Here is a 22807-nt window from a genome sequence, read left to right on the forward strand (position 1 = left end):
AAACCGTTCACCCCAATAACGGGGTGAGCTGTTTAATATCGATAAGCACTAGCACATGTATTAGCTTGTGGTTCGTAATAACAGTGCTCTTTGTATCGTCCGGTAATTGGTTGACCGAACCATGTAGGCGGGCATTCGCCATAAGGGTTAAAGTACCAAAGTGCATATTTAGCAGGTTGTTGTCTCCAGTACTCGATAACTTGCCTTGCTAATCTTTTCTCTGCTTCTCTTGCTGATTGATAAAATAAATTACCCTCTTGCACGGCTTCAAAAGAATAATTTCCACCTTGAATTTGGAAAATCACGTCACGTATCGATCTCAAATCTTCAAAATCCAGACAATTAGCCCGTGTTCGATTTATAATAACATTTCCGACCATTAGCATACCTAATCGGCCTTCACCTACAGCTTCCGCCCTCATTAATCGGGCAATTAAATCAACGTCTTTTTCGGTATAAGCTACTCTTGCCACACATATCACCTCTTAAGGATTTTATGAATAAAAGTTTGAAGATATGAATCTTGAAATAAAAAATTAGTTGTCGAATTAGAGATTTTAAATAGCTACTATTAGTTATTGGTGTTGAGATATGTTCATTTGTGGTCTTAAGTATCCCGATAAGTAATCATTGGGGGAATTCACCATTAAAAGACTCCTATTTTTCTCCAGTTACTTTATGGTCGTGTCGAACGGTTAATGTAAGCATCACAATATTAAATACGATAGAAATTAATGCGCTAGCTATGTGTAGTCCAATAATTAAGTTGAGCTTCTTATCCAAGGTATAAGCACTCCTTTTATTTGTTTGCTGTTAGTCTTATCTTGTATTAGTAAATTTATTATTAGAAATATACGTTTTAAGTTTCTGTTTCAAAGTACAGCAGCCTCGTTTTACCGGAAGTATTAACTGTTTTTAGATCAACTTTGATTCCTTTCATTAATTTCTCTTCGACCGTAAAGTTCATTTAATTAGTTTTTTAGTAAATGATGTACAATATCATCAATTTTGACATGTTCAAAAAGTATATATTAATATATGAATATATACTAATATTCATTACAGAAGGGGTGAAGCCCTAATGACTGACGATCAACATATTAACCTAAATCATAAAGCTTTAGACGAAGAGACACTTTTTGTCGTGTCACAAACATTTAAAGCGCTTGGTGATCCGACAAGAATTCAGATTCTTCATTTGTTGTTTAACAAGGAATATTCGGTGAATGGTATTGCCAATGCGTTGGACCTTAAGCAAGCAACGGTCTCGCATCAGCTTCGAGTTTTAAAAAATTTACGCTTAGTTAAATATCGCCGAGAAGGTACAACACTATATTATTCTCATGATGATGAACACGTGATGAAAATGTTAGAACAAACGATTGAGCATGCTAGTCATAATTAAGTTTGTCCGAAGTTTGATCTGGAGGTATTGAAATGGGACACGATCATGATCATACACATGGCGCTAATAAAAAAGCTTTATTAATTAGTTTCTTAATCACGACAGGGTTTATGATTTTAGAAGCGATCGGTGGCTTTATCACTAATAGTCTTGCTTTATTATCTGACGCTGGTCATATGTTGAGTGATTCTATATCACTTGGTGTTGGTTTATTGGCGTTTACGTTTGGTGAAAAAGTAGCTGATTATAGTAAAACATTTGGCTACAAACGGTTTGAAATATTAGCAGCTGTTTTTAATGGTATAACCTTAGTATTGATTGCGTTTTATATCTTTTATGAAGCTTATGGGCGTTTTGTGAACCCACCTGACGTTGCATCAACAGGTATGTTAATCATTGCGATCATAGGGTTATTTGTTAATATATTAGTCGCTTGGATTTTGATGAAGCAAGGTGACACGGAAGAGAATTTAAATTTACGAGCAGCATTTCTTCATGTCTTAGGGGATTTATTAGGCTCTGTAGGAGCTATTATAGCTGCGTTATTAATCATTTTCTTTAATTGGGGCTGGGCAGATCCTATTGCGAGTGTGATCGTTGCTGTCTTGGTCTTAATTAGTGGCATAAGAGTGACGCGTGAATCGATTCATGTCCTTATGGAAGGCAAACCTAAAAATGTTGATTTAGATGAGGTTGTTCGTATCATCAAAGAAATTGAGGGCGTCCAAAATATTCACGACCTGCATGTTTGGAGTATTACAAGTGGTAAAAATGCGCTATCGTCTCATGTCGTCGTTGAAGGTGATTTATCGATTAGTGAATGTCAATCACTACTTCGACAAATCGAACGTCAATTAGAACAGCAAAATATCGGTCACGTGACCATTCAGTTAGAAAATGATGATCATCCTCATAATGATTCGTTAATGTGCCAACTTGATTCGAATTCTCATGAACATAGCCATCATCATGACTACTAAGATAATTCTTTGGAGTGGATAAAAATGTTTGATTTGTTTATATCGTTAAGCCCAGCTATGCAGGCATTAATTGCAACGTTATTTACGTGGGGGATGACTGCTTTAGGAGCTGCGCTTGTATTTACTAAGAAAACGATGAGCCAAAAATTACTCGACGGCATGTTAGGCTTTGCTGGTGGTGTCATGATTGCCGCCAGCTTTTGGTCGTTACTGGCACCTGCTATTGATATGGCTGAATCCGATGCTATGCCAGCATGGGTCGCTGCTGCGTCAGGTTTTCTAACGGGCGCCTTTTTCCTATGGGGCATTAATAAATTGATTCCGCATTTGCATCCTAATACGTCAATGACAGATGCAGAAGGGTTGAATCCTAGTAAAAGAAAGCGAAGCACCTTGTTAATTTTAGCGATCACCCTTCACAATATTCCAGAGGGCTTAGCTATTGGCGTGTCTTTTGGAGCGGTGGCAGGTGGTTTTGATTCCACATCGCTAGCGGGTGCTGTGACGTTAGCGCTCGGAATTGGAATTCAGAACTTTCCAGAGGGAACAGCCGTCTCCATGCCACTTCGTCGTGAAGGGATGTCACGCAGAAGAAGTTTCATGTATGGACAGTTTTCCGGCATGGTTGAACCAATATCAGCTGTTGTCGGTGTGTTAGCGGTGACGATTATGGAGCCGTTATTACCATTTGCTCTTAGTTTTGCAGCAGGTGCAATGATATTCGTCGTCGCTGAAGAAGTAATCCCAGGTTCGCATGAGAACGGACATAAAGATTTAGCATCATTGAGTTTAATTGTCGGTTTTACGATTATGATGATGTTAGATGTGGCGCTTGGATAATGTATGATTTGTTTAAAACAAACTTTTAAAATAATTTATTGATTAATCATTCGGTTTTTGTTACATTGTAATTATCGAAAGAGAAAACAATTGACGTTCTTAATCAATTAACGAACTTTATCAAAATTTAATAATGATTCGATCTATATGTTTTTCATATAATAGCGGGGATATGGCCTGCGAGTTTCTACCAGTTTACCGTAAATAAACTGACTATGAAAAGCAGTACAGGGTGTAGACTATCTATGTTGATTCGTGGATCAGTGTCGTTAATACAGCTCGTCGTACATGCTTTTCAGATGAAAAGTATGTGTGGCGAGCTTTTTATTATGATTAGAAAATCAAGAAGGGATGGGGTCTGTTTGGAACAATTAAATGAAGCGAACGATGTGCTTTCTAAGGATGAAGAAGAGGAGAACACTTCAACAGGAAAGTCGTTATTTCTTGGGTTACAACATGTATTGGCAATGGACTTGTTTATTCCACCTATCATTTTAGCAGGACTATTGTCGTTATCAGTTGGTGATACCGCCTTACTAATTCAAATGACATTTTTAGCGTGTGGGATTGCAACATTAATTCAGGCAGGTTTTGCGATGAAGTTACCCGTTATGCAAGGGCCATCGTTTGTGCCGTTGAGTGCTTTAGCTGCTATCGGTACCACTTCAGGTATTGGAGCTATGATCGGAAGTTTAATGCCAGGCGCTTTATTGATTGCTTTATTAGGCAAGCCACTTAAATTGTTTAGTAAAGTGGTCATGAAATTTATTCCACCAATTGTGGCAGGAACGGTGATTGTTGTCGTTGGTATTTCGCTGATGCCAAGTGCGATCAACTCGATATACAGCGCAGAGGGAAGCTTTAACGTGAATTTCTTTATCGCCTTTTTAACAGCTGCCATATTGATTGGAAGTATGTATATCGGAGAAAAAACAGCTTCCCGGTTTAAGTTTATAAAATTAATATCGGTTATTTTATCGCTTGGGATTGGAACAATGACGGCTTCATTCTTTGGATTAGTCGACTTTTCTTCAGTTGCTTCATCATCATGGTTCGCATTGCCGAGCGTGTTTGCATTAGGAACGCCAACATTTGAACTGGATGCGATTCTAATCATGATGCTAATTTATGTCATTGTTGTGATTGAAACAACGGGCACATGGTTTACTGTTAGCGAAGTGTCAGATCAAGAGCTAGATGATAAACGGCTTAATGGAGGTGCTTTTGGCGAAGGATTAGGTTGTTTCGTCGGATCGTTCTTTGGTGGTACACCAGTAACGGGTTACTCTTCGAATGCGGGAATTATTGCAATTACAGGTGTTCGTAATCGTAAACCAATCCTAGCTGGCGGTATGATTTTAGTTGCTTTAGGCATGATGCCGAAATTTATGAATGTGATTGCTAGTATTCCTGGTGTCGTTATTAATGGGGTGTTTGCAATCTTATGCGTTGTCATTATGATGAACGGCTTTAAAGTCATTAAACATTCACCATTTACTGAACGGAATATGATCGTCATTGGTGTACCCGTGATGATGGCTATGTTTGCGGTGCTCATTCCAGCTGAGGTGTCGAATTCGCTTCCGAATATCGTCATGTATATCGTGTCGTCTGGTACAGCGGTTGGCGCCATTAGTGCGCTCGTTTTAAATATTGTGTTGCCAGAAAAATCGGATGATCAAGTGATGACAACAGAAAGGGAGATGAATTATGCGACAAGATAAATTATGGAATCAGTGGCATCCTGTATGTAAAGCAGATGAAGTGGCAGATGAACCGAAGCAAGTGCATGTATTAGGCGAACCTGTTGTGTTGTTTCGCAATGAGAAAGGCGTGCATGCCTTTAAAGATTTATGTGTACATAGGGGTGCGTCACTATCGCTTGGGAGTGTCGTTGATGGGCGATTAGTATGCGCTTATCATGCGTGGGAATATGAATCTTCTGGCGCTTGCGTCAAAATTCCAGCACTCCCATGTGAGCGTCCAATTCCTAAAAAGGCAAAAGCAGTCGTTTATCATTGCCAGATACACTTAGGTCTGATATGGGTTTGTTTAGGTGATAAGCCAGAAGCAATAGCAGATTTTCCTGAGTATCATTTAGAGGATCATCGTACAGTGATTTGTGGTCCTTATGATGTAAAAGCGAATGCGCCAAGAATTATTGAAAATTTCCTTGATGTGTCTCATTTAATGTTTGTGCATGAAGGGATGTTAGGTGATGCTGATCATGCTGAAGTCGTTGATTATGACGTGAATTTTGTGGATGGTCGATTTATCACGAGTAAGATTCCCGTTTATCAACCAGATGCAGATGGACGTGGACAAGGTGGTTATACGGATTATGTTTATGAAATTTTAACCCCAACGGTTGCTCAGTTTACGAAAACGACGGAAGGCTTGGATGAGGCCCTGACGATTTTTACAGCTGTGAATCAATTGGATGATGAGCAATGCCAGGTGTTCATGTTATTAACACGTAATTATGAGCTTGATCAACCAGATGAACCATACCGTGACTTTCAAGACACGATTTTTTATCAGGATTTAGATATTGTGGAAAGTCAAAAGCCAGAGTTGCTCCCGTTAGATTTACAAGCTGAAATGCATTTGAAATCAGATGCACTCACGATTGCGTATCGTCGTTGGTTAGATGAATTGGGTATTGAAAACGGCACGATGCCGAAGGACTTGTCACAGTAATAACGATTTAGTTAGGATGTTTGAGTAATGCCGAATTGGTATTACTCTTTTTTGTTATTTTTAACGTTAAGTTGGGTAACACTAAGTTCAGCCTTATTTTACAACGGATTGGAGTGTTTATAGAAATGGCAGTAGATAATCAGAATGCCCGGTTAACCGCTTCAGAAATCACGAACTTATGGACAACTTATATGAACGATAGTGGGGCGATTTGCCAATTAAAGTTTTTTGAAGAAAAATGTGAGGATGAGGATATTAAAACAGTGGTGGATTTTATAATGAACTTAGCCACTTAAGTCATAAAAAACGCCATGTGAATTTCATGTTATATTGAAGTTAACCACAACACTCAATAAAGGAATGAAATCACATGACGCCATTTAATGATAACATGCCCCGCACTAAGGGCAAACACTTAAGCGCGGATGAACGGTCAAAAATCCAAGTGTTAAAGCAGGAAGGCTATTCTCACCGTCAAATCGCCAAAGTATTAGGCTGTGCGCCGCAAACAATCAATAATGAGATTAAACGGGGTTCGGTGACGCAAGCAAGAGAACAGAAACAAAATGGCAAAACATACCGCTATACGCATCCCGTTTATTTCCCAGATGTCGGCCAACGTCAGTACGAAGAAAATCGGTTAAACTGCGGGCGTATACCGAAATGGGTTGGTATCCCTACATTCATAGAATGGGCGGATACCAAGATGCTTCAGGACGGATGGTCTCCAGACGCTGTCGTCGGTTATTTGAAAGTCCATTTTCCGTATGCCCAAGCCTTACTACCGTGCACTACCACACTCTATCATTGGATCAACATCGGCATTATGCGGACGAAGAATATTGACCTGCTTGAGAAAGTCAGTCGCGCACCTAGAAAGACCGGGCGGCACGGTAAAGAAAATAAGCGCAAGTTAGGTACTTCCATTGAAGAGCGGCCGAAACATATTGAAGACAGAGCAGAGTTCGGACACTGGGAAATTGATACGGTACTGGGCGTTAAAGGTGAAGATGATGAGGTATTACTCACCTTGGCCGAGCGTAAAACACGGTTTGAATGCGTTATTAAAGTCGACCGAAAGGATGCATCATCGATTTCAAAAGCCGTTCAGTCACTGGCCGAGCGAACCGGCACAGACATGCGCGCCATGTTTAAAACCATCACGTCAGATAACGGGTCGGAGTTCAGCACGTTAGAAACGGATTTAAAAGAAACGACCCAAGTCTATTTTAGTCATCCCTATGCATCTTATGAACGCGGCACCAGCGAAAATCAGCACAAATTGATTCGACGGTTTATACCGAAAAGTCACCCCATCAGTCAAGTGAGTCAGCAACAAACCTTACGCGTACAAACGTGGATGAATACCTATCCGCGGAAACAGCTCAATTATCGCACGCCACAGGAAGCACTCATGACAGAGGTCAAGGCAATAGCTTAGATAGTTGTGACATTTCGCTCCCCCCTAGGGGGGAGAGCGTCAACTCTCTTCATCTATTCACAATCTCCCCATAGCAGGGGCTGGCCCAGTGGCTAACTTGTACTTGAAATTTAGGATATTAAAACAGTTATTCAACAAGCCATCACATTATCTGAAAGCCATATTGATAAGATAACCGAGATCTTTAACCAAGAAAATTATCCGATTCCTCATGGTTTTAAGATAGAAGAGGACGTGGATCTTACCGCAACTCGATTATTTACGGACTCATTTGTCTTAAATTATCTTGAGCAATTAGGAATACTTGGTCTCAATACTTACAGTATGAGCTTGCCTTATTCACCTCGGGAAGATGTGTATAACTTTTTTAGTAACTGCCTCCAAGAATCAGATCAATTATTGCGACAGGCAACGGACTTGCTAATGGAGAAAGGTATATTTAATAGAGGATCTTATCTACCAGTTCCTGAAGGTATAGATTTCGTCCAAAAACAAAGCTTTCTTACAGGATACTTTGGTAATAAACGACCGCTTACAGGCCCTGAGATCACAAACTTAGAAGGGAATTACAAAAGAAATGCCTTAGGTACAGCTATCTTAATTGGTTTTAGCCAAGTTGCGAATAGCAAGGAAGTAAGAGAGTACTGCCTACGCGGCAAAGAGATCGCAAAGAAACATTGCGAGATATTTGGTTCAGTATTGGGTGACAATGATATCGATATTCCACCGACATCAGAGACTGAAGTGACCGACTCGACGACGTATACATTTTCAGATAAATTAATGATGTTTTATACGACGTCATTAATTGCGATCAGTGTCGGGTACTACGGGGCAAGTATGTCGATGAGCCCGAGAAGAGATGTAGCTGTTCACTATGATCGTTTAATTCATGAAACATTGTTATACGCTGAGGATGGGGCTAATATCATGATTAAACATGGTTGGTTAGAAGAGCCACCTAGAGCACTAGATCGCGAGGAATTAGCGAAGAAGAAATAAGACACTTAAGTCAGGACTTCATAAATTTAAATGGGCCGGAAACTAATATTGGTTTCTGGCCCATTCATTTTGGGGATTAAATTCACCTGTGTTCAGTACGCTTTTTGTCATAAGTAATTTGAGATAAAACAATACCTACTAAAATGAGAGTTGATCCTGTAATCACACCAATCGTCAATTGCTCATTCAGTAATAAACTACTTAAGATTAAGCCGAACATTGGAACTAACAATGTCGAGATTGTGGCTGTCACCATATCGACTGTACTCATGATGACATACCACACAGTAAAACATAATGCCGAAGCAAGTACGCCTGTGAATAGTATGTAATATATACTTTCGGTGTTAAAAATAATCGGTTGACCAGATTCCATGACAAGTGTCGCGATGAAAATACCGAGTACACCGAATAGCATCTGAAAGGCTGACGATTGAAGTTTGGGAAGGTCAGACACATTTAATCGGTAATAAATATTTGCGACTCCCCATGAAATGGCACTAATAATAATTAATAACTCTCCAATAATGACTTCAATATTTTGTCCGAGCCAAATATCCCACCCCAGAATTGTTAGTAGACCAAGCATACCTGAAATGAGGCCTGCTATTTTCCATCTTGATAAGTGTTCTCCTAATAATTTCACCGCGAGTAAACTACTCCACAAGGGCATGGAATAAAGAAGGACGGATGATTTTCCCGCATCTACAAACATTAATGCAAACATGACCAATGTAAATACAACCGTTGTTTGTAAGAATCCGATGATGATTAAGTGTTTAATATAACGTTTGGGAGGTAGTCCTAAGCGAGCGATCCATACAAAGAATAGTAATGTTAAGGCCCCCGTACCGAAACGAAAAGATGAAAATGTAAAGGGCCCCATATAATCAAGCGACGCTTTCATTAAGACCCATGCATAACCCCAAATGAGAGTGATCGCAATAATGAGCCCCCATACACTTCCTTTATTAAGTGAAATACCTGGTTGTTTTGTCTGTTCATCCCTGTCCATGGTCTGCCTCCAAAGGTAAGTTACTTATTATCGTAACATAACAATAGACAGGTTGCTGATTGAATTGATAAGTTGGTTCGTCAGGCCTGCTTCTGTAAGTCAACATACATCTTCTGATAGACTTCTGACTCAGCTTTTAAACCTTTTTCAAGATAAGTTTTCGACAACCATTTTAATGGTTTAGAGTCATCTGGCCTTAATTCAGATGCCATGCTAAAGCAATCAAGTGCTTGATCCCATTGTTTGAATTCAAAATACAACTCGCCTAGTGATTGAACATGGTCCAAGTCGTTATATAGCGTATAAATACGGTCAAATTTGGCTAAGACGTTTGAATCCGGATTTAAATCACGGAATGGTTCTAACCAATTATGCAGTTCATTTATATTATATTGACCGAGCAAGTTGCTTACGAAAGGGTATAATAATCTGTCTGCTTCTTGAGGGCTAAATTCGATTAATTTAATCAATAGTCGTTGTAATCCTTGGGGATGCGCAGTTAAGTTGTTATCTGTTTGCCGAGTGATGATCTCTGTCAGTTGTTTTGCATCTTGAGCATTTAAATCAAGATCATGCTTCAAAACGATACTGGATAATTGGTTGAGATGGCCAAATTCGATACATTTTTTAAGTAAACGGTTTTGGAGAGGATTGAATGAATTGAAACTAGCCAATTCATCATAAAGTTTTAATAAGTCTTCATCAGATAACGCCTTAGGAAAGTTCTTTTCGAAAGTTTTTAAAATAGCTTCTGTTGGGGCGGTTTTCAATTGATGATACTGAATCATTGTTAACTCGATTAATCGATCTTCAGCTTTAAGGTGGTCCATGTAGTAATTGAAATAGTGCTCAGGTTCATTGAACATAATTTTTTCCGATTCAATGACATCGTGTTGGAACAGTTTCTCATTTTGGTCTTGGTACATCGTAAAATACTTTTTGAAAATACGGTCGTTTATTAATGATTTAACAAAGCTATGGTTAGGGGTGAAATCTTTCATAATTTGAATCGTTTGATAAGCGGAAAATAGGTGGCCTTCACGTCGGTCTTCATAAAACATAGATTTAAGATGGTCGAAAAGTTGTTGTTTTTTAATAAATGATTCAAACATGGTGAGGATGTACGCTTGATCATGCTTTGAGTATTTGTCGTTGAGTTTTCGAAGTAGCTGTTGGTTATTAATCATTTTCATAGTAGGATTCGCGCTTAGAAAAGCTTTAATGAATGGGTGAGGTGCGTGATGGACGTGACCGTAGCTGAAGGCTTTTGCGGTAAAGGAAAACCGTTTAAGAGTCGAGGTTGTTTTGGCAGTAATAAACTTTCCTTTATAGAAAAACAAATAATAAAACTGTTGTGTACTGTCTATAGCTTCGATGATTTGCGCACGGGCATAATTCGTCAGTCGTAACGCATTCAGTGTGACAGGGTGTTGTTTGTGATTGTAAATCGTTATGGGCTGTTCAATCATTATGAAACCCTCCTTGTTATTTTTAGCATATCATAATTTTATTTTATTGAGTATATGTATGCCACATGATATTATCAGAATAATTAAAAATAATTACTAAAGGGTTGATTTTAATTAAAAAAATCATGAAAGTTGTCGTGATTGTTGCTCTGTCATCTGCGGGGATTTATTTAATGATTGCGCACGGCTTAACGCTTTTAGGGCCAGTTCAAGAACCAAAAGATCAAGCATCAGACTTAAACTTTAATCAAATTGAAGTATCAGATGATCAAGTGCCCGAATTAGAAACATATGAAACGCGTGACGATACCGAATTATCCTATCGGCATTATTCATCCGAGGCTGATCAAGTGCTTATTCTTTTGCATGGATCTGGCTATCACAGTCGCTATTTGGCTCCACTTGCCAATCATTTGGCTGAAGCGGGTGTCGCTACGGTTTATACGCCAAATTTCAGGGGGCATGGACCAAATCCTGAAAATCGTGGGCAAGTAAATTATATTGGGCAACTTGAAGACGACTTAGATGATTTAATTGATGAAGTGAAAGTAGAATATCCTGACAGTAAAATCATTCTGGGTGGTCATTCGAGCGGGGGTGGCACGGTTATCCGTTATGCTGGTGGTGACTCTGCACATGACCTTGCGGGATATTTGCTGATAGCTCCTTATATTCATCATGATTCAGATGTATATAAAAGTGAAAGTGAATGGGCAAATATTAGTTTACCGCGTATGATTGGTCTTTCGATGTTGAATCAAGTAGGGTTATCTTATTTGAATGGGCAATCCGTGATTTCATTCAATATGCCTGAAACCTATAGAGATGGCACAGAAACGTTGAGGTATGACTATCGTCTGCAAACATCAATGCATCCACGTTCAGATTATCAGTCTGATATTGACGGATTGGATGAAGATACGCTCGTTGTTGCAGGTTCAGATGATCAATCCTTTCATACAAACGCCTATGAAGATGTTTTTGCTTCAAATGATTTAGTTGATGTGAGTATCTTAGATGGCTTATCTCATTTTGGTGTTCTTCGCGATCAAGAAGCGCAAGAGTTAATGGGCGAATGGTTAGTTGAGTAATTAATTGTGGTTGATTAAAATTACTAAGCGTTAATTCATCATAAACTGTTATAAACGACCAAAACACGTGTTGATCATCAAATCTGGTATTGATGCAGCATGTGTTTTTTAGTTCATGATCGGAAAGATTCTATATTAATACTGATTCCTTTTGATATACTAACTACAAACAATGATAAATGGGGAGAAAACATGTTTAACCATCAATCAGAACATAGTGACTACTTTAGAGAATCATTACCACAATCAATAAGCAAGGAAATTTTGCGGAAGATCATGAAAGGGGAACTCGTTTCTGGTGATAAAATTGTTGAAGAAAACATAGCATCAGAGTTGGAAACGAGTCGTGCTCCTGTGCGTGAAGCTTTATATTTGTTACAAGTGAACGGCATCGTCGATCGTATTCCACGAAAGGGAACGATTGTAAAATCATTTACACGTGATGATATTTCAGATTATGTAGAGGTCATGGTTCACATTATCCAATACGGTATTGTTGCCGTTTCGAGAGTATGGAATGACGCTCATAGTGAAAAATGGCATCAGTTATATGAGGATGTGCTGACGTATTATGGACGCCAAGATTTGATTCATTATCAGCATAGTGCTGAATTGATGCTCAGGTATGTAATGTATTTAGCAGATAACAAGGCCTTGATGCGATTTTACGAAGAGGCAAATCAAATCCTTAACGTATTCGCCCAAGTCCAGTGGAATCAAGAAACAATGGTTCAATTTCATAAGCAATTTGCTAAGTTTGTGGAAGCTTTGGCTGAAGCAAATTTTGAGGAAGCCAAACAATTTGCTAGATATGCATTGAAAGAGGGGGAAGTTTAACAATGTTGTGAGTTTATTTCATAATCTCATAACATTGTTAGACAAATCGATAACTTTATCTCACAAAGCGCTCAGATTGTTTAACAATTTGAGCGCTTTGTTTAATAATCTAGGACGATCTAGCGATATTTTAAAATTCAAAATTGTCGACAATATACAAGCGTTTTTGTTAAAGTAGAATTTTAACTGATTACAAGAATGCTAAGCTAACTTTTAAAAGCAAAAAGGAGAGGTGTCTTATGCAAGGGAAAACAGTTTTAATTACAGGCGGAGCTGGTGGCATTGGTATGGAAACAGCCAAGGCTTTTTTAGATGATGGAGCTAATGTTGCACTAGTCGATATTAGTGCTGATGCCTTGAAAAATGCGAAGGACAAGCTAAATCAGCCGGATAAAATTTTAACGATTGAAGCGGATGTTACCAATGAAGCTGAAGTGAAGCAGTATGTCGATGAAACTGTTGAAACTTATGGATCAGTTGACGTGTTCTTTAATAATGCTGCTGTTGCTGGACCTGCAACGCCAATTAAAGAGCTCGAAAAGGATACGTTCGAACAGATTATGGGCATCAACACAACAGGTGTCTTTCTAGGAATGAAACATGTCATTCAACAAATGGAGAAACAAGGCTATGGTGCAATTATTAACGCAGCATCGAATGCGGCTTATATTGGTTCTGCGAATATGGTCGGATATATTGCGTCGAAACATGCTGTTGCTGGTATGACGAAGACAGCTGCCTTAGAAGAGGCAAGCCATGGTATACGTATCAATGCGGTGGCCCCAGCAGCAATCGACACGAATATGCTGACAGGCATCCAAGAAAACTTGAGTCCAGAAGATCCAAATGCTGCGGCAGAGGCGATTAAACAAGCCATTCCAGTCGGTCGTTTTGGTACGCCAAAAGATGTCTCAGCTGTTGTTAAATTCTTAGCATCAGATGAGGCAGCCTTTGTGACAGGTTCACTTTACAATGTAGACGGTGGTATGCAAGCTGATTAATTAGAGCATTTTTATAAGCTTCTCATGGGAATCTCATCCTATGAGAAGCTTTTTTATGGTCAAAATAATTCATGCTGGTTTATGCTAGAGGTAGGCTAATCATTAAAGGGAGTGACAGCATGATTCCTATTAGTATATTAGATTATTCACCGATTTTTGAAGGCTCAAATGTTCGTGAAGCCTTATTACATACAGAAGAGCTCGCCCAGTTAGCTGATACATTAGGCTTTAAACGCTATTGGGTCGCGGAACATCACCATGTTTTCTCTGTCGCAGGAAGCACACCAGAGATGTTAATGATGCAGTTAGCAGCGAAAACTGATCGAATTCGACTTGGCTCAGGTGGCATCATGTTACCCCATTATAGCCCTTATAAAGTTGCTGAGAACTTCCGCATGCTAGAAGCATTTCATCCGAATCGGATTGATTTAGGGATTGGCCGTTCGCCAGGATTTCCAATGGTTAATCGTGCTCTAAATGAGGAGCGAGGCCACCGGGTATCTTTTGATCAACAAGTGAAAGATCTTTATAAATATTTAACTGATGACTTGCAAGAAGACCACCGATTTTCGGAATTAATAGCAACACCACAAGTCGATACCATGCCCGAAATATGGTTACTCGGTCGTGGCGGCCGTAGTTCTCGAGTCGCGGCAGATCTTGGGGCAAGCTATGCCTTTGCTCATTTTGCACCGTCTTCAAAAGCAAACGGTCGTGATATAACCGATGATTACCGACAACGTTTTAAAGCGTCCTCGGTACAAAAACACCCGTACGTCATGGCAGCCGTGTTTGTGGTTATTGCCAATACTGAGGAAGAGGCTGAGACATTAGCTCAAACCTTTGATTTATGGGTGTTAGCAGTTGAAACTGAGGACCAGCCACCTTATATGCCATCAGTCGAAACTGTCGTAGAACGCGGGTTCACGCAAAAAGAGGTAGAACGCATTCAAGAGAACCGTGATCGCGTTGTGATTGGAACGCCTGAACAAGTTAAAGAAGGACTAAACACGCTAGCTCAAAAAGATAATGCTGATGAATTGCTTGTGATCCCTCAATTCTATGGTGAAAACAACCGTAAACAAGCGCTCGAGTTGCTAGCAGATGTATGGTTTTAAACTTGACTCTCACAGTTTTAGCCAATGCTAAGATAAAATTAATTCAATGATCTATAAAAAGGTTAATGTTTTATTTCGAAGACATTTAAATTCATAACTAAGACTATAAAAACACCCCTACTAATAACAGAAAGGGGTGATATGACATTGATGGATTTTCAATTAAGCTTTTTGTTTATTAAGTTTTACAATAATTGTTATGACATTACCTAAAAAGACAGAAGCCATCCAGGTAGCAATTAAAATTTCTACTTGATCGATCGTTGGATCAACCAAAGTGAAGAAAAACGCTTGAAAAATGAATCCGACCATCGTAATAAAGAGTGCTACTTGTGAAGCGCTAGTCAGTATTTCTTGCCCTCTTTCATCTTTTCCCTGGCTAGCAACAAAGAATATGTAATAGATAAAACTTATTGATATTATTAAATATAATACTAAATTCAAAATAGTCATTTAAGGTGGATTTTATAATGAACTTAGCCACTTAAGTCATAAAAAACGCCATGTGAATTTCATGTTATATTGAAGTTAACCACAACACTCAATAAAGGAATGAAATCACATGACGCCATTTAATGATAACATGCCCCGCACTAAGGGCAAACACTTAAGCGCGGATGAACGGTCAAAAATCCAAGTGTTAAAGCAGGAAGGCTATTCTCACCGTCAAATCGCCAAAGTATTAGGCTGTGCGCCGCAAACAATCAATAATGAGATTAAACGGGGTTCGGTGACGCAAGCAAGAGAACAGAAACAAAATGGCAAAACATACCGCTATACGCATCCCGTTTATTTCCCAGATGTCGGCCAACGTCAGTACGAAGAAAATCGGTTAAACTGCGGGCGTATACCGAAATGGGTTGGTATCCCTACATTCATAGAATGGGCGGATACCAAGATGCTTCAGGACGGATGGTCTCCAGACGCTGTCGTCGGTTATTTGAAAGTCCATTTTCCGTATGCCCAAGCCTTACTACCGTGCACTACCACACTCTATCATTGGATCAACATCGGCATTATGCGGACGAAGAATATTGACCTGCTTGAGAAAGTCAGTCGCGCACCTAGAAAGACCGGGCGGCACGGTAAAGAAAATAAGCGCAAGTTAGGTACTTCCATTGAAGAGCGGCCGAAACATATTGAAGACAGAGCAGAGTTCGGACACTGGGAAATTGATACGGTACTGGGCGTTAAAGGTGAAGATGATGAGGTATTACTCACCTTGGCCGAGCGTAAAACACGGTTTGAATGCGTTATTAAAGTCGACCGAAAGGATGCATCATCGATTTCAAAAGCCGTTCAGTCACTGGCCGAGCGAACCGGCACAGACATGCGCGCCATGTTTAAAACCATCACGTCAGATAACGGGTCGGAGTTCAGCACGTTAGAAACGGATTTAAAAGAAACGACCCAAGTCTATTTTAGTCATCCCTATGCATCTTATGAACGCGGCACCAGCGAAAATCAGCACAAATTGATTCGACGGTTTATACCGAAAAGTCACCCCATCAGTCAAGTGAGTCAGCAACAAACCTTACGCGTACAAACGTGGATGAATACCTATCCGCGGAAACAGCTCAATTATCGCACGCCACAGGAAGCACTCATGACAGAGGTCAAGGCAATAGCTTAGATAGTTGTGACATTTCGCTCCCCCCTAGGGGGGAGAGCGTCAACTCTCTTCATCTATTCACAATCTCCCCATAGCAGGGGCTGGCCCAGTGGCTAACTTGTACTTGAAATTTAGGAATAGTCATTTAACCTTATTCCTCCTTATTCATAATAGGTGAATATTTCATTTATTTCTTTACCAAACAACTTTGATATTTTGAAAGCTAATATTAAAGAGGGACTATATTTATTTGCTTCCAGTGAGTGAACTGTTTGCCTTGTAACTCCTAGTTGTTCAGCAACATATTTTTGTGTCCATTTATTTTCGGCTCTTAATACAACTATATTATTAACAAGAATTTCCGATTTGTTTTTCAAATAATACTCCTTTCATTCATTATTTGATGTTAATTTATTTTGTTTAATTTCAAACTAAATGCAACACTCTCCACATGTTGAAATTATTGATGAACACTAAAAATTTTTAAAGTAAGTAAAAAAAACTTTACATATGTAATATAATTTTTACATAGTTATTTGTCAATACAAAATCAATAATGATTGGTATTAATTTGAATAAGTGTTTGAAATATACGGTAAATATCTATAAAAAGGTCAATGGTTATTGATATTTCTCAATAAATAACTCGATTTCTTTCCAAGCTTCTTGGCTTTCTGGAATTTCAGGGTGACTAATATAAAAATTATGAAATAAACCTTCGTATTCAATGAATTGTACTGTTGTTCCTGCAGCTTTTGCTTTGTCATAGATGGTCTGGCTATCGCTTAACAATAACTCTTCACGACCTGTTTGAATCAAAATAGGAGGAAATTGATCGTAATCTCCGTAAGCAGGGGATAAATATGGATCAGTTAAATCGTGATCCCCTGCATAAATGACCGGAACTGGGAATTCCGGCGCGGTTTCTGGGTTAGGCGATCCGAATAGCGCATCATCTTGAATCTTGGTTTCATATGAATCCCCATTTGCTGCTAAATCAGTCCATGGTGAAGCCAATATGAACATGCTTGGTAACGCTTGATCTTGATTACGCAGTTTTAAGCCCATCGCTAAGGCAAGCCCGCCACCAGCTGAATCGCCTACTACGACAATATCATCAACATCATAACCTTGATTGATTAACCATCTATAGCCTTCCATGGCATCATTTAAAGCAGCAGGGTGCTCGTGTTCAGGTGCTGTACGATAATCGAGTGAGAATACATCAGCATCGTTGTAAACATTGGAATAACGAACGGCTGTCTCATTGTATCGATTTGAAAAAGGGTTAATATAAGCGCCACCATGCAATTGATAGACAACATGATCTGATGAGCTCTCGTTATGCGATAATAGGTATCCTTTTGATTGTGACAGTTGGATTTGTTCATTTTCGTAAGTCTTAGGTGGATCCCAACTTTGAAAATTATAGGGTAGAGAATTAAATGTTCGTCTTTCATTCGTCAGTCTTTGTTCTATGAAATAGTTGAATTTTGTAGTTTCATTAATAAAGTGTCCTTGAAAGGAAACAGATAAATCAGGTCTGCCATAAACTAGAGTCAGGGTTAGGACCAAAATTGAAGCAATCCAAATCAGGACATTTTTACTGGTTGAAAAACGTTTATAAACCCAAGCAATAACAGCAATAGATAAAGCTAAAATTATATAGCTGAACCAGTGATGATCTAAGGTGATAAAAAGAAATAAAAATGCTAGAAATAGGCTGGTTAATAAAATATAGAAAATAATGTTTTTAACTGTATGGGTACGAAACCGTGTCAAAATATCACCGCATTTCAATCAAAATATGATCTACAAGTTAATAGAAATAATTACTTTATACGATCGTGAAATTCAAATTATAGGTAAATGTTCTTTCAAAATAAAAAAAGCGTTATGATAAAATATATCATGCAGTCATCATAGCATAGGAGTGAACGCATTGAACAAAAAAGATGTCGCAAACGTACGCAAACAATTCAAAGCTGATAATGATCGCTTAACGATTCATGAAATTTTTAATGTGTATATTATGAAAGAAACAAACGAAATCTATCATCACCAAAGCATGCCGTTTGAGATGCTTGAAGCCGAACAGCAAGAATTGTTCTATCAAAACTTCAAAAAAGTATTAACAGGTCAACTCGACGAGAAATTATTTGAGTTGAAATTTAAACGAGACGTCGAAAATAGTAGTCAGCTCATTCTTCACCAAGGTCTATTAGCACAGGAAACAGATGCTTGGAAGGCTGATATGTTGAAGCTTGTTGAGAAGATGTTAAGTGGAGACCCTTATGACGTAGATATTGTGGTGACATTTATCAAAGCAGAATTCCGTGATCCGTCTAAACAAGTGAGTGAGGAGGCGAAAGAGAGCAGCCACGATAAGATGTACGCTCATCCGTTCATTTTATGTAGCGTTAACAAAACACAAGATCCGAAAAAAGAATTGCTTTTTGATTACGTTGAGAAAGAGTTTAAATATAATATCGTGGTCGATCCGGTTATTAATTTACAAGCACCGATTTCAGGCTTCTTATTTCCGGCCATAACAGATAATGCGAGTGATGTTAATCATGTGCTTTACTCTACTGGTAAAGCGAACGCATTAAATGAACATTTTATCGATGACGTGTTAAATGCGGAAGAAGCAGTGACAGCTGAAGAGGACAAAGCTGTCTTTGAAGAGGTTCTCAAGCGTGTCGCTGGTGAACAAATTAATACTCGGACTCTATCGAACGTATATGAAGAAGTGAATCGCGTCGTTGAAGAACACGAGGAAGAGGAAGCCCCGACTTTGGATTACAAAGATATAGGTCAAGTCTTTGAAAACAGTGGGGTGAAAGAAGCTAATCCTGAAAAAGTACAGGAAGCATTTAAGTCGATTATCGATGACGAGTCGTATGAACTGAAGGCAAGTAGTGTTGTACCGAAATCAAATTCAAAATCGATTAAAATTAAAACAAAAGTGGCGGATATTGCCTTGAAGCCAGAAGACCTTAAATATGTGCGCCAAACGATTGTCGGTGGCAAACTCAATTTAATGATTGAAGTTGAGGAGAATACCGTTGTTGAAGGCTTCGAAATGATTCCTGAGGCATTGATGCAGAAGGCCGAGGATGAGCAATAAGATTTAAGTGAGTCATGATCAATTGGCTTAAGAAAAAGGGAAAACCACGTAACCAATTTAGAACTGGTTACGTGGTTTTATTTATTTATCTATGCTTAATAACTTCGCATTAATCGCTACGATGACGGTACTTAAGCTCATTAAGACGGCACCAACTGCTGGACTTAGTAGGATACCAATCGGAGCTAAGATACCTGCTGCGAGCGGGATAGCTACAATGTTATAGCCTGCAGCCCACCATAAGTTTTGGACCATTTTGCGATACGTTTTACGTGATAAATTAAATAGTGAAACGACATCATTTGGATTGCTTTGGACTAAGACAATATCCGCTGATTCCATCGCAACATCTGTACCAGCGCCAATCGCGATCCCTACATCAGCTGTGGCTAAAGCTGGTGCATCGTTAATGCCATCACCTGTCATAGCGACGCGTTTGGATTTTTGTTGAATTGTTTTAATATATTCTGCTTTATCATCTGGTAATACTTCAGCATAAACTTTATCGATCCCGATTTGGTTCGCTACCCAGTGAGCAACTCGTTCGTGATCACCTGTTAACATGACAACTTCGATGCCGTTGTCATGTAGCTGTTGAACGGCTTCTTTTGCTTCATCTTTGATGATATCAGCAAGGGCAATCATGCCAATTAAGGTATCGTCTGCTATAACAGAAACGACCGTCTTACCTTGATCAGATAGTTGTTGTAATCTGTCATCATCATAATCTATGTCATGTTCTTCTAAATATTTTGGACTGACGATTTTAACTTGTTGTCCGTTAACTGTTCCTTCGATTCCTTCACCAGTTTTGGCTTGGAAATCTTGCGCGTCTTCGAGTGATAGATCTTTTGATTGAGCATAGTCAACAATGCCTCGTGCAAGTGGATGCTCTGATTGTTGTTCAAGACTTGCGGCTAATTGAATTAATTGGTCTTCGCTATAATTTTCTTGTGGTAAAATATCTGTTACCCCGAATTCGCCTTTTGTTAGAGTGCCTGTTTTATCAAAGACAACGGTATCAACACCACGTGCGTTTTCGAAGTTTATGCGATTGCGGATCAACAGTCCTTGTTTAGCTGATAACGATGTCGATACAGCGACGACTAATGGTGAAGCTAGACCGAGGGCGTGCGGACATGTAATAACCATAACCGTCACCATTCGTTCTAATGAATGATCGAAAGGGTAACCAAAACTTAACCAGATGACCAAAGTGATTACACCTGATAGAACAGCAATATAGAATAACCATTTAGCCGCACGATCGGTGAAATCTTGTGCTTTTGACCGAGATTGTTGAGCTTCTTGGACGAGATTGATGACTTGTGATAAATAAGAGTCCTGTCCAGTTTTTTCAACAGAAATCGTTAAGGAACCTTCTTGAGCAATGGAACCACCGATTACTTCATCGTTTTCATGCTTTTCAATTGGAACAGACTCACCCGTAAGCATGGATTCATCGATACTTGATTGTCCTTTAACAATTGTGCCGTCAACCGGAATTTTTTCACCAGGTCTGACTAGAACATGGTCGCCAGCTTGTAGTGAATCAATCTCAACTTCCTCAGTTTCACCGTTGTCATGAACTTTAGTGGCTTTATTAGGCATTAATTTAACGAGTTCTTCTAAGGCATTAGAAGCGCCCATTACTGAACGCATTTCGATCCAGTGGCCTAGTAACATTATGTCAATGAGCGTTGCTAACTCCCAGAAAAACTGGCCACCTTCAAGGCCGAAGACAGTTAGAGAGCTATAGACATAGGCGACCGTGATCGCTAAGGCGATGAGCGTCATCATGCCTGGATTCTTCTGTTTAAGTTCATCGACGGAGCCGGTTAAAAATGGCCAATCCCCGTAGAAGAAGATGGCTGTTGCTAAAACAAAAATAATATATGAACTAAAAGGGATCTCCCAATTCACACCAATAAATGACTGGATCATAGGTGAAAGTATTAAGATAGGAATCGTGATAATAATAGAAATCCAAAGACGTTGTTTAAAATCTTGTACCATCTGTTCGTGATGGTTGTGATGATTTTCATGGTTATCGTGGTTGTGTTCTCCGTGATGCTCGCTATGATTGTGTTCCATAGAATCCCTCCTTTTAGAATGCGTTAATATTCACATTCACTACTAGTTATTTGCTTAAACATAAGACCCTATGATGAGAGGTGATCATAGAGGAGGAGAGATGTTATTTTATGTGTTTAATGGTGGATCAGGTTGTTTTAAATATTGGCTCTTTTAAAGTTTAGTGTTGTTTTTCAAATGGTGTAGCACTGAGTTGTTGAATTGTGAGGAGCGAAGGTGGTGACTCCTGGTCGACTAAGTTCGGTCACGTCCTGTGACCAACGTCGACATTAGGCCGTCCTGGCCTTCACAGGAACAGCACGAGTCTCGAGACCCCCAGAGGCCCACAAGATGTGGGTCACTTCGGCGTTTGTGATTGACGTCCGGCACTTAGCCGAAGTTCCTTTAGTTGCCGAGGAGGCTCGAGCCGTGCCTGCGGAAAGCGTCCACCGGCAGCGGATCACAATATCAACAACGGACTTTAATAGAGCCTAAATATTAAAAGCCTTTAATCGGCGAATAACCTGAGAAATTGGTAATCCCATCACGTTATAGTAGTCCCCGTGAATCCGCTTCACAAAACGGGCGCCAATACTTTGAATGCCGTAAGCTCCAGCCTTATCATAGGGTTCGTCTGTGTCGATATACCATAAGATTTCTTCTTCAGATAAGGGCCAGAATTCGACTTCTGTTCGTTCAACGAATAGATCCTCTTGATTAGCAGAGCGGAGCATGACTCCTGTGAAAACAGCGTGTGATTGTCCACTTAATTGCTTCATCATTTGATAGGCATCATCACGAGTGTTCGGCTTTTCAAAGATTTGATCATCAAAGCCAACGACTGTATCAGCTGATAAAATGATTTCCTGATCGTTTTCAATTGGAATGTGGCGTCCTTTGATGTTGGCCAGTTGCTCAACTTTTTCAACGGGATTAGGTGTCTTAATCACAGATTCATCAACATCGGGTTTCCGAATTGTAAATGGCTGCTCAACTTGTTGTAATATCGCTTGTCGCCTTGGGGATGATGACCCTAAAATTAAATCGCCCATGATTTGATGCTCCTTTTTTGGGTGTAGAGTTTGCAGTATGG

The 22807-nt window shown here is 39.4% G+C and carries 23 protein-coding genes and 1 riboswitch; of the genes, 14 read left to right on the forward strand and 9 right to left on the reverse strand.

What is annotated here, in order from left to right; all coding sequences use genetic code 11:
- Positions 1-32 precede the first annotated feature (32 nt).
- Positions 33-473 (reverse strand): cell wall hydrolase, encoded by a 441-nt coding sequence (locus tag ACKXGF_RS03905; protein WP_411954937.1) that lies wholly within the window; start codon positions 471-473, stop codon positions 33-35.
- Positions 474-657: 184 nt separating this feature from the next.
- Positions 658-783 carry a hypothetical protein gene (locus ACKXGF_RS03910; protein WP_411954938.1) on the reverse strand — a complete coding sequence of 42 codons (126 nt, stop codon included), beginning with the start codon at positions 781-783 and terminating at the stop codon, positions 658-660.
- A 298-nt stretch (positions 784-1081) separates the two neighbouring features.
- Here ACKXGF_RS03910 and ACKXGF_RS03915 point away from each other — a divergent pair, with 298 nt between their 5' ends.
- The 8 genes from ACKXGF_RS03915 (at position 1082) to ACKXGF_RS03950 (ending at position 8368) form a co-directional block, all read left to right on the forward strand.
- Positions 1082-1405: an ArsR/SmtB family transcription factor gene (locus ACKXGF_RS03915; RefSeq protein WP_411954939.1), complete on the forward strand. Its 324-nt coding sequence runs from the start codon at positions 1082-1084 to the stop codon at positions 1403-1405.
- A 32-nt stretch (positions 1406-1437) separates the two neighbouring features.
- On the forward strand, positions 1438-2385 hold the full coding sequence (locus ACKXGF_RS03920) for a cation diffusion facilitator family transporter (protein ID WP_411954940.1): 948 nt from the start codon (positions 1438-1440) through the stop codon (positions 2383-2385).
- Positions 2386-2409: 24 nt separating this feature from the next.
- On the forward strand, positions 2410-3225 hold the full coding sequence (locus ACKXGF_RS03925) for a ZIP family metal transporter (RefSeq protein ID WP_411954941.1): 816 nt from the start codon (positions 2410-2412) through the stop codon (positions 3223-3225).
- Between the two features lie 134 nt (positions 3226-3359).
- Positions 3360-3461: riboswitch (purine riboswitch) on the forward strand.
- Between the two features lie 126 nt (positions 3462-3587).
- Positions 3588-4949 carry a nucleobase:cation symporter-2 family protein gene (locus tag ACKXGF_RS03930; RefSeq protein ID WP_411954942.1) on the forward strand — a complete coding sequence of 454 codons (1362 nt, stop codon included), beginning with the start codon at positions 3588-3590 and terminating at the stop codon, positions 4947-4949.
- Entirely contained in the window at positions 4936-5925 is a 990-nt protein-coding gene (locus tag ACKXGF_RS03935; protein WP_411954943.1) for a Rieske 2Fe-2S domain-containing protein, read from the forward strand. Before ACKXGF_RS03930 ends, ACKXGF_RS03935 begins: the two co-directional genes overlap by 14 nt.
- Before the next feature lie 125 nt (positions 5926-6050).
- Complete coding sequence (locus ACKXGF_RS03940; protein WP_411954944.1) at positions 6051-6221, forward strand: DUF3231 family protein; 171 nt, start codon at positions 6051-6053, stop codon at positions 6219-6221.
- Between the two features lie 74 nt (positions 6222-6295).
- A complete protein-coding gene (locus tag ACKXGF_RS03945; RefSeq protein ID WP_411953264.1) occupies positions 6296-7366 on the forward strand; it encodes an IS30 family transposase in 1071 nt (356 codons plus the stop codon).
- Between the two features lie 117 nt (positions 7367-7483).
- Positions 7484-8368 (forward strand): DUF3231 family protein, encoded by an 885-nt coding sequence (locus ACKXGF_RS03950; RefSeq protein WP_411955554.1) that lies wholly within the window; start codon positions 7484-7486, stop codon positions 8366-8368.
- An 82-nt stretch (positions 8369-8450) separates the two neighbouring features.
- Here ACKXGF_RS03950 and ACKXGF_RS03955 read toward each other — a convergent pair whose 3' ends face one another.
- The gene (locus ACKXGF_RS03955) at positions 8451-9383 is read right to left on the reverse strand and encodes a DMT family transporter (protein ID WP_411954945.1); all 933 of its coding nucleotides are present in this window, start codon (positions 9381-9383) and stop codon (positions 8451-8453) included.
- 80 nt (positions 9384-9463) lie between these two features.
- The gene (locus tag ACKXGF_RS03960) at positions 9464-10852 is read right to left on the reverse strand and encodes a hypothetical protein (RefSeq protein ID WP_411954946.1); all 1389 of its coding nucleotides are present in this window, start codon (positions 10850-10852) and stop codon (positions 9464-9466) included.
- Positions 10853-11025: 173 nt separating this feature from the next.
- Between ACKXGF_RS03960 and ACKXGF_RS03965 the strand changes: the two genes are divergently transcribed.
- From ACKXGF_RS03965 to ACKXGF_RS03980, 4 genes are all read left to right on the forward strand, one after another.
- On the forward strand, positions 11026-11943 hold the full coding sequence (locus ACKXGF_RS03965) for an alpha/beta hydrolase (RefSeq protein WP_411954947.1): 918 nt from the start codon (positions 11026-11028) through the stop codon (positions 11941-11943).
- Positions 11944-12135: 192 nt separating this feature from the next.
- On the forward strand, positions 12136-12780 hold the full coding sequence (locus ACKXGF_RS03970) for a GntR family transcriptional regulator (protein WP_411954948.1): 645 nt from the start codon (positions 12136-12138) through the stop codon (positions 12778-12780).
- A gap of 239 nt (positions 12781-13019) precedes the next feature.
- Positions 13020-13781 carry an SDR family NAD(P)-dependent oxidoreductase gene (locus ACKXGF_RS03975; RefSeq protein WP_411954949.1) on the forward strand — a complete coding sequence of 254 codons (762 nt, stop codon included), beginning with the start codon at positions 13020-13022 and terminating at the stop codon, positions 13779-13781.
- A gap of 119 nt (positions 13782-13900) precedes the next feature.
- On the forward strand, positions 13901-14899 hold the full coding sequence (locus ACKXGF_RS03980; protein WP_411954950.1) for an LLM class flavin-dependent oxidoreductase: 999 nt from the start codon (positions 13901-13903) through the stop codon (positions 14897-14899).
- Between the two features lie 162 nt (positions 14900-15061).
- Here the strand turns inward: ACKXGF_RS03980 and ACKXGF_RS03985 are convergent, their stop codons facing one another.
- Entirely contained in the window at positions 15062-15211 is a 150-nt protein-coding gene (locus tag ACKXGF_RS03985; RefSeq protein WP_411954951.1) for a hypothetical protein, read from the reverse strand.
- A gap of 250 nt (positions 15212-15461) precedes the next feature.
- On the opposite strand from ACKXGF_RS03985, the gene ACKXGF_RS03990 reads away from it, so the two are divergent.
- Complete coding sequence (locus tag ACKXGF_RS03990; RefSeq protein ID WP_411953264.1) at positions 15462-16532, forward strand: IS30 family transposase; 1071 nt, start codon at positions 15462-15464, stop codon at positions 16530-16532.
- A gap of 140 nt (positions 16533-16672) precedes the next feature.
- Here ACKXGF_RS03990 and ACKXGF_RS03995 read toward each other — a convergent pair whose 3' ends face one another.
- Entirely contained in the window at positions 16673-16888 is a 216-nt protein-coding gene (locus ACKXGF_RS03995; protein ID WP_411954952.1) for a helix-turn-helix transcriptional regulator, read from the reverse strand.
- Positions 16889-17132: 244 nt separating this feature from the next.
- Positions 17133-18293: an alpha/beta hydrolase gene (locus ACKXGF_RS04000; RefSeq protein ID WP_411954953.1), complete on the reverse strand. Its 1161-nt coding sequence runs from the start codon at positions 18291-18293 to the stop codon at positions 17133-17135.
- 160 nt (positions 18294-18453) lie between these two features.
- On the opposite strand from ACKXGF_RS04000, the gene ACKXGF_RS04005 reads away from it, so the two are divergent.
- Positions 18454-19641 (forward strand): DUF4317 family protein, encoded by a 1188-nt coding sequence (locus ACKXGF_RS04005; RefSeq protein WP_411954954.1) that lies wholly within the window; start codon positions 18454-18456, stop codon positions 19639-19641.
- An 81-nt stretch (positions 19642-19722) separates the two neighbouring features.
- On the opposite strand, the gene ACKXGF_RS04010 is transcribed toward ACKXGF_RS04005, so the two are convergent.
- Together ACKXGF_RS04010 and ACKXGF_RS04015 are read right to left on the reverse strand one after the other, a co-directional pair.
- Positions 19723-21735 (reverse strand): heavy metal translocating P-type ATPase, encoded by a 2013-nt coding sequence (locus tag ACKXGF_RS04010; RefSeq protein WP_411954955.1) that lies wholly within the window; start codon positions 21733-21735, stop codon positions 19723-19725.
- 470 nt (positions 21736-22205) lie between these two features.
- Positions 22206-22766, reverse strand: coding sequence for a Maf family protein (locus ACKXGF_RS04015; protein ID WP_411954956.1), 561 nt, complete (start codon positions 22764-22766; stop codon positions 22206-22208).
- Positions 22767-22807 lie beyond the last annotated feature (41 nt).

This window comes from Alkalibacillus sp. S2W (assembly GCF_046764385.1).
Lineage (GTDB): Bacteria > Bacillota > Bacilli > Bacillales > Alkalibacillaceae > Alkalibacillus > Alkalibacillus almallahensis.

Excerpts from the sequence above, each read along its gene's own strand:
- ACKXGF_RS03915 (WP_411954939.1), top strand. The coding sequence starts at position 1,082 with ATGACTGACGATCAACATATTAACCTAAATCATAAAGCTTTAGACGAA.
- ACKXGF_RS03920 (WP_411954940.1), top strand. The coding sequence starts at position 1,438 with ATGGGACACGATCATGATCATACACATGGCGCTAATAAAAAAGCTTTA.
- ACKXGF_RS03925 (WP_411954941.1), top strand. The coding sequence starts at position 2,410 with ATGTTTGATTTGTTTATATCGTTAAGCCCAGCTATGCAGGCATTAATT.
- ACKXGF_RS03935 (WP_411954943.1), top strand. The coding sequence starts at position 4,936 with ATGCGACAAGATAAATTATGGAATCAGTGGCATCCTGTATGTAAAGCA.
- ACKXGF_RS03940 (WP_411954944.1), top strand. The coding sequence starts at position 6,051 with ATGGCAGTAGATAATCAGAATGCCCGGTTAACCGCTTCAGAAATCACG.
- ACKXGF_RS03945 (WP_411953264.1), top strand. The coding sequence starts at position 6,296 with ATGACGCCATTTAATGATAACATGCCCCGCACTAAGGGCAAACACTTA.
- ACKXGF_RS03955 (WP_411954945.1), bottom strand. The coding sequence starts at position 9,383 with ATGGACAGGGATGAACAGACAAAACAACCAGGTATTTCACTTAATAAA.
- ACKXGF_RS03960 (WP_411954946.1), bottom strand. The coding sequence starts at position 10,852 with ATGATTGAACAGCCCATAACGATTTACAATCACAAACAACACCCTGTC.
- ACKXGF_RS03965 (WP_411954947.1), top strand. The coding sequence starts at position 11,026 with ATGATTGCGCACGGCTTAACGCTTTTAGGGCCAGTTCAAGAACCAAAA.
- ACKXGF_RS03970 (WP_411954948.1), top strand. The coding sequence starts at position 12,136 with ATGTTTAACCATCAATCAGAACATAGTGACTACTTTAGAGAATCATTA.
- ACKXGF_RS03975 (WP_411954949.1), top strand. The coding sequence starts at position 13,020 with ATGCAAGGGAAAACAGTTTTAATTACAGGCGGAGCTGGTGGCATTGGT.
- ACKXGF_RS03980 (WP_411954950.1), top strand. The coding sequence starts at position 13,901 with ATGATTCCTATTAGTATATTAGATTATTCACCGATTTTTGAAGGCTCA.
- ACKXGF_RS03985 (WP_411954951.1), bottom strand. The coding sequence starts at position 15,211 with ATGGTCGGATTCATTTTTCAAGCGTTTTTCTTCACTTTGGTTGATCCA.
- ACKXGF_RS03990 (WP_411953264.1), top strand. The coding sequence starts at position 15,462 with ATGACGCCATTTAATGATAACATGCCCCGCACTAAGGGCAAACACTTA.
- ACKXGF_RS04010 (WP_411954955.1), bottom strand. The coding sequence starts at position 21,735 with ATGGAACACAATCATAGCGAGCATCACGGAGAACACAACCACGATAAC.
- ACKXGF_RS04015 (WP_411954956.1), bottom strand. The coding sequence starts at position 22,766 with ATGGGCGATTTAATTTTAGGGTCATCATCCCCAAGGCGACAAGCGATA.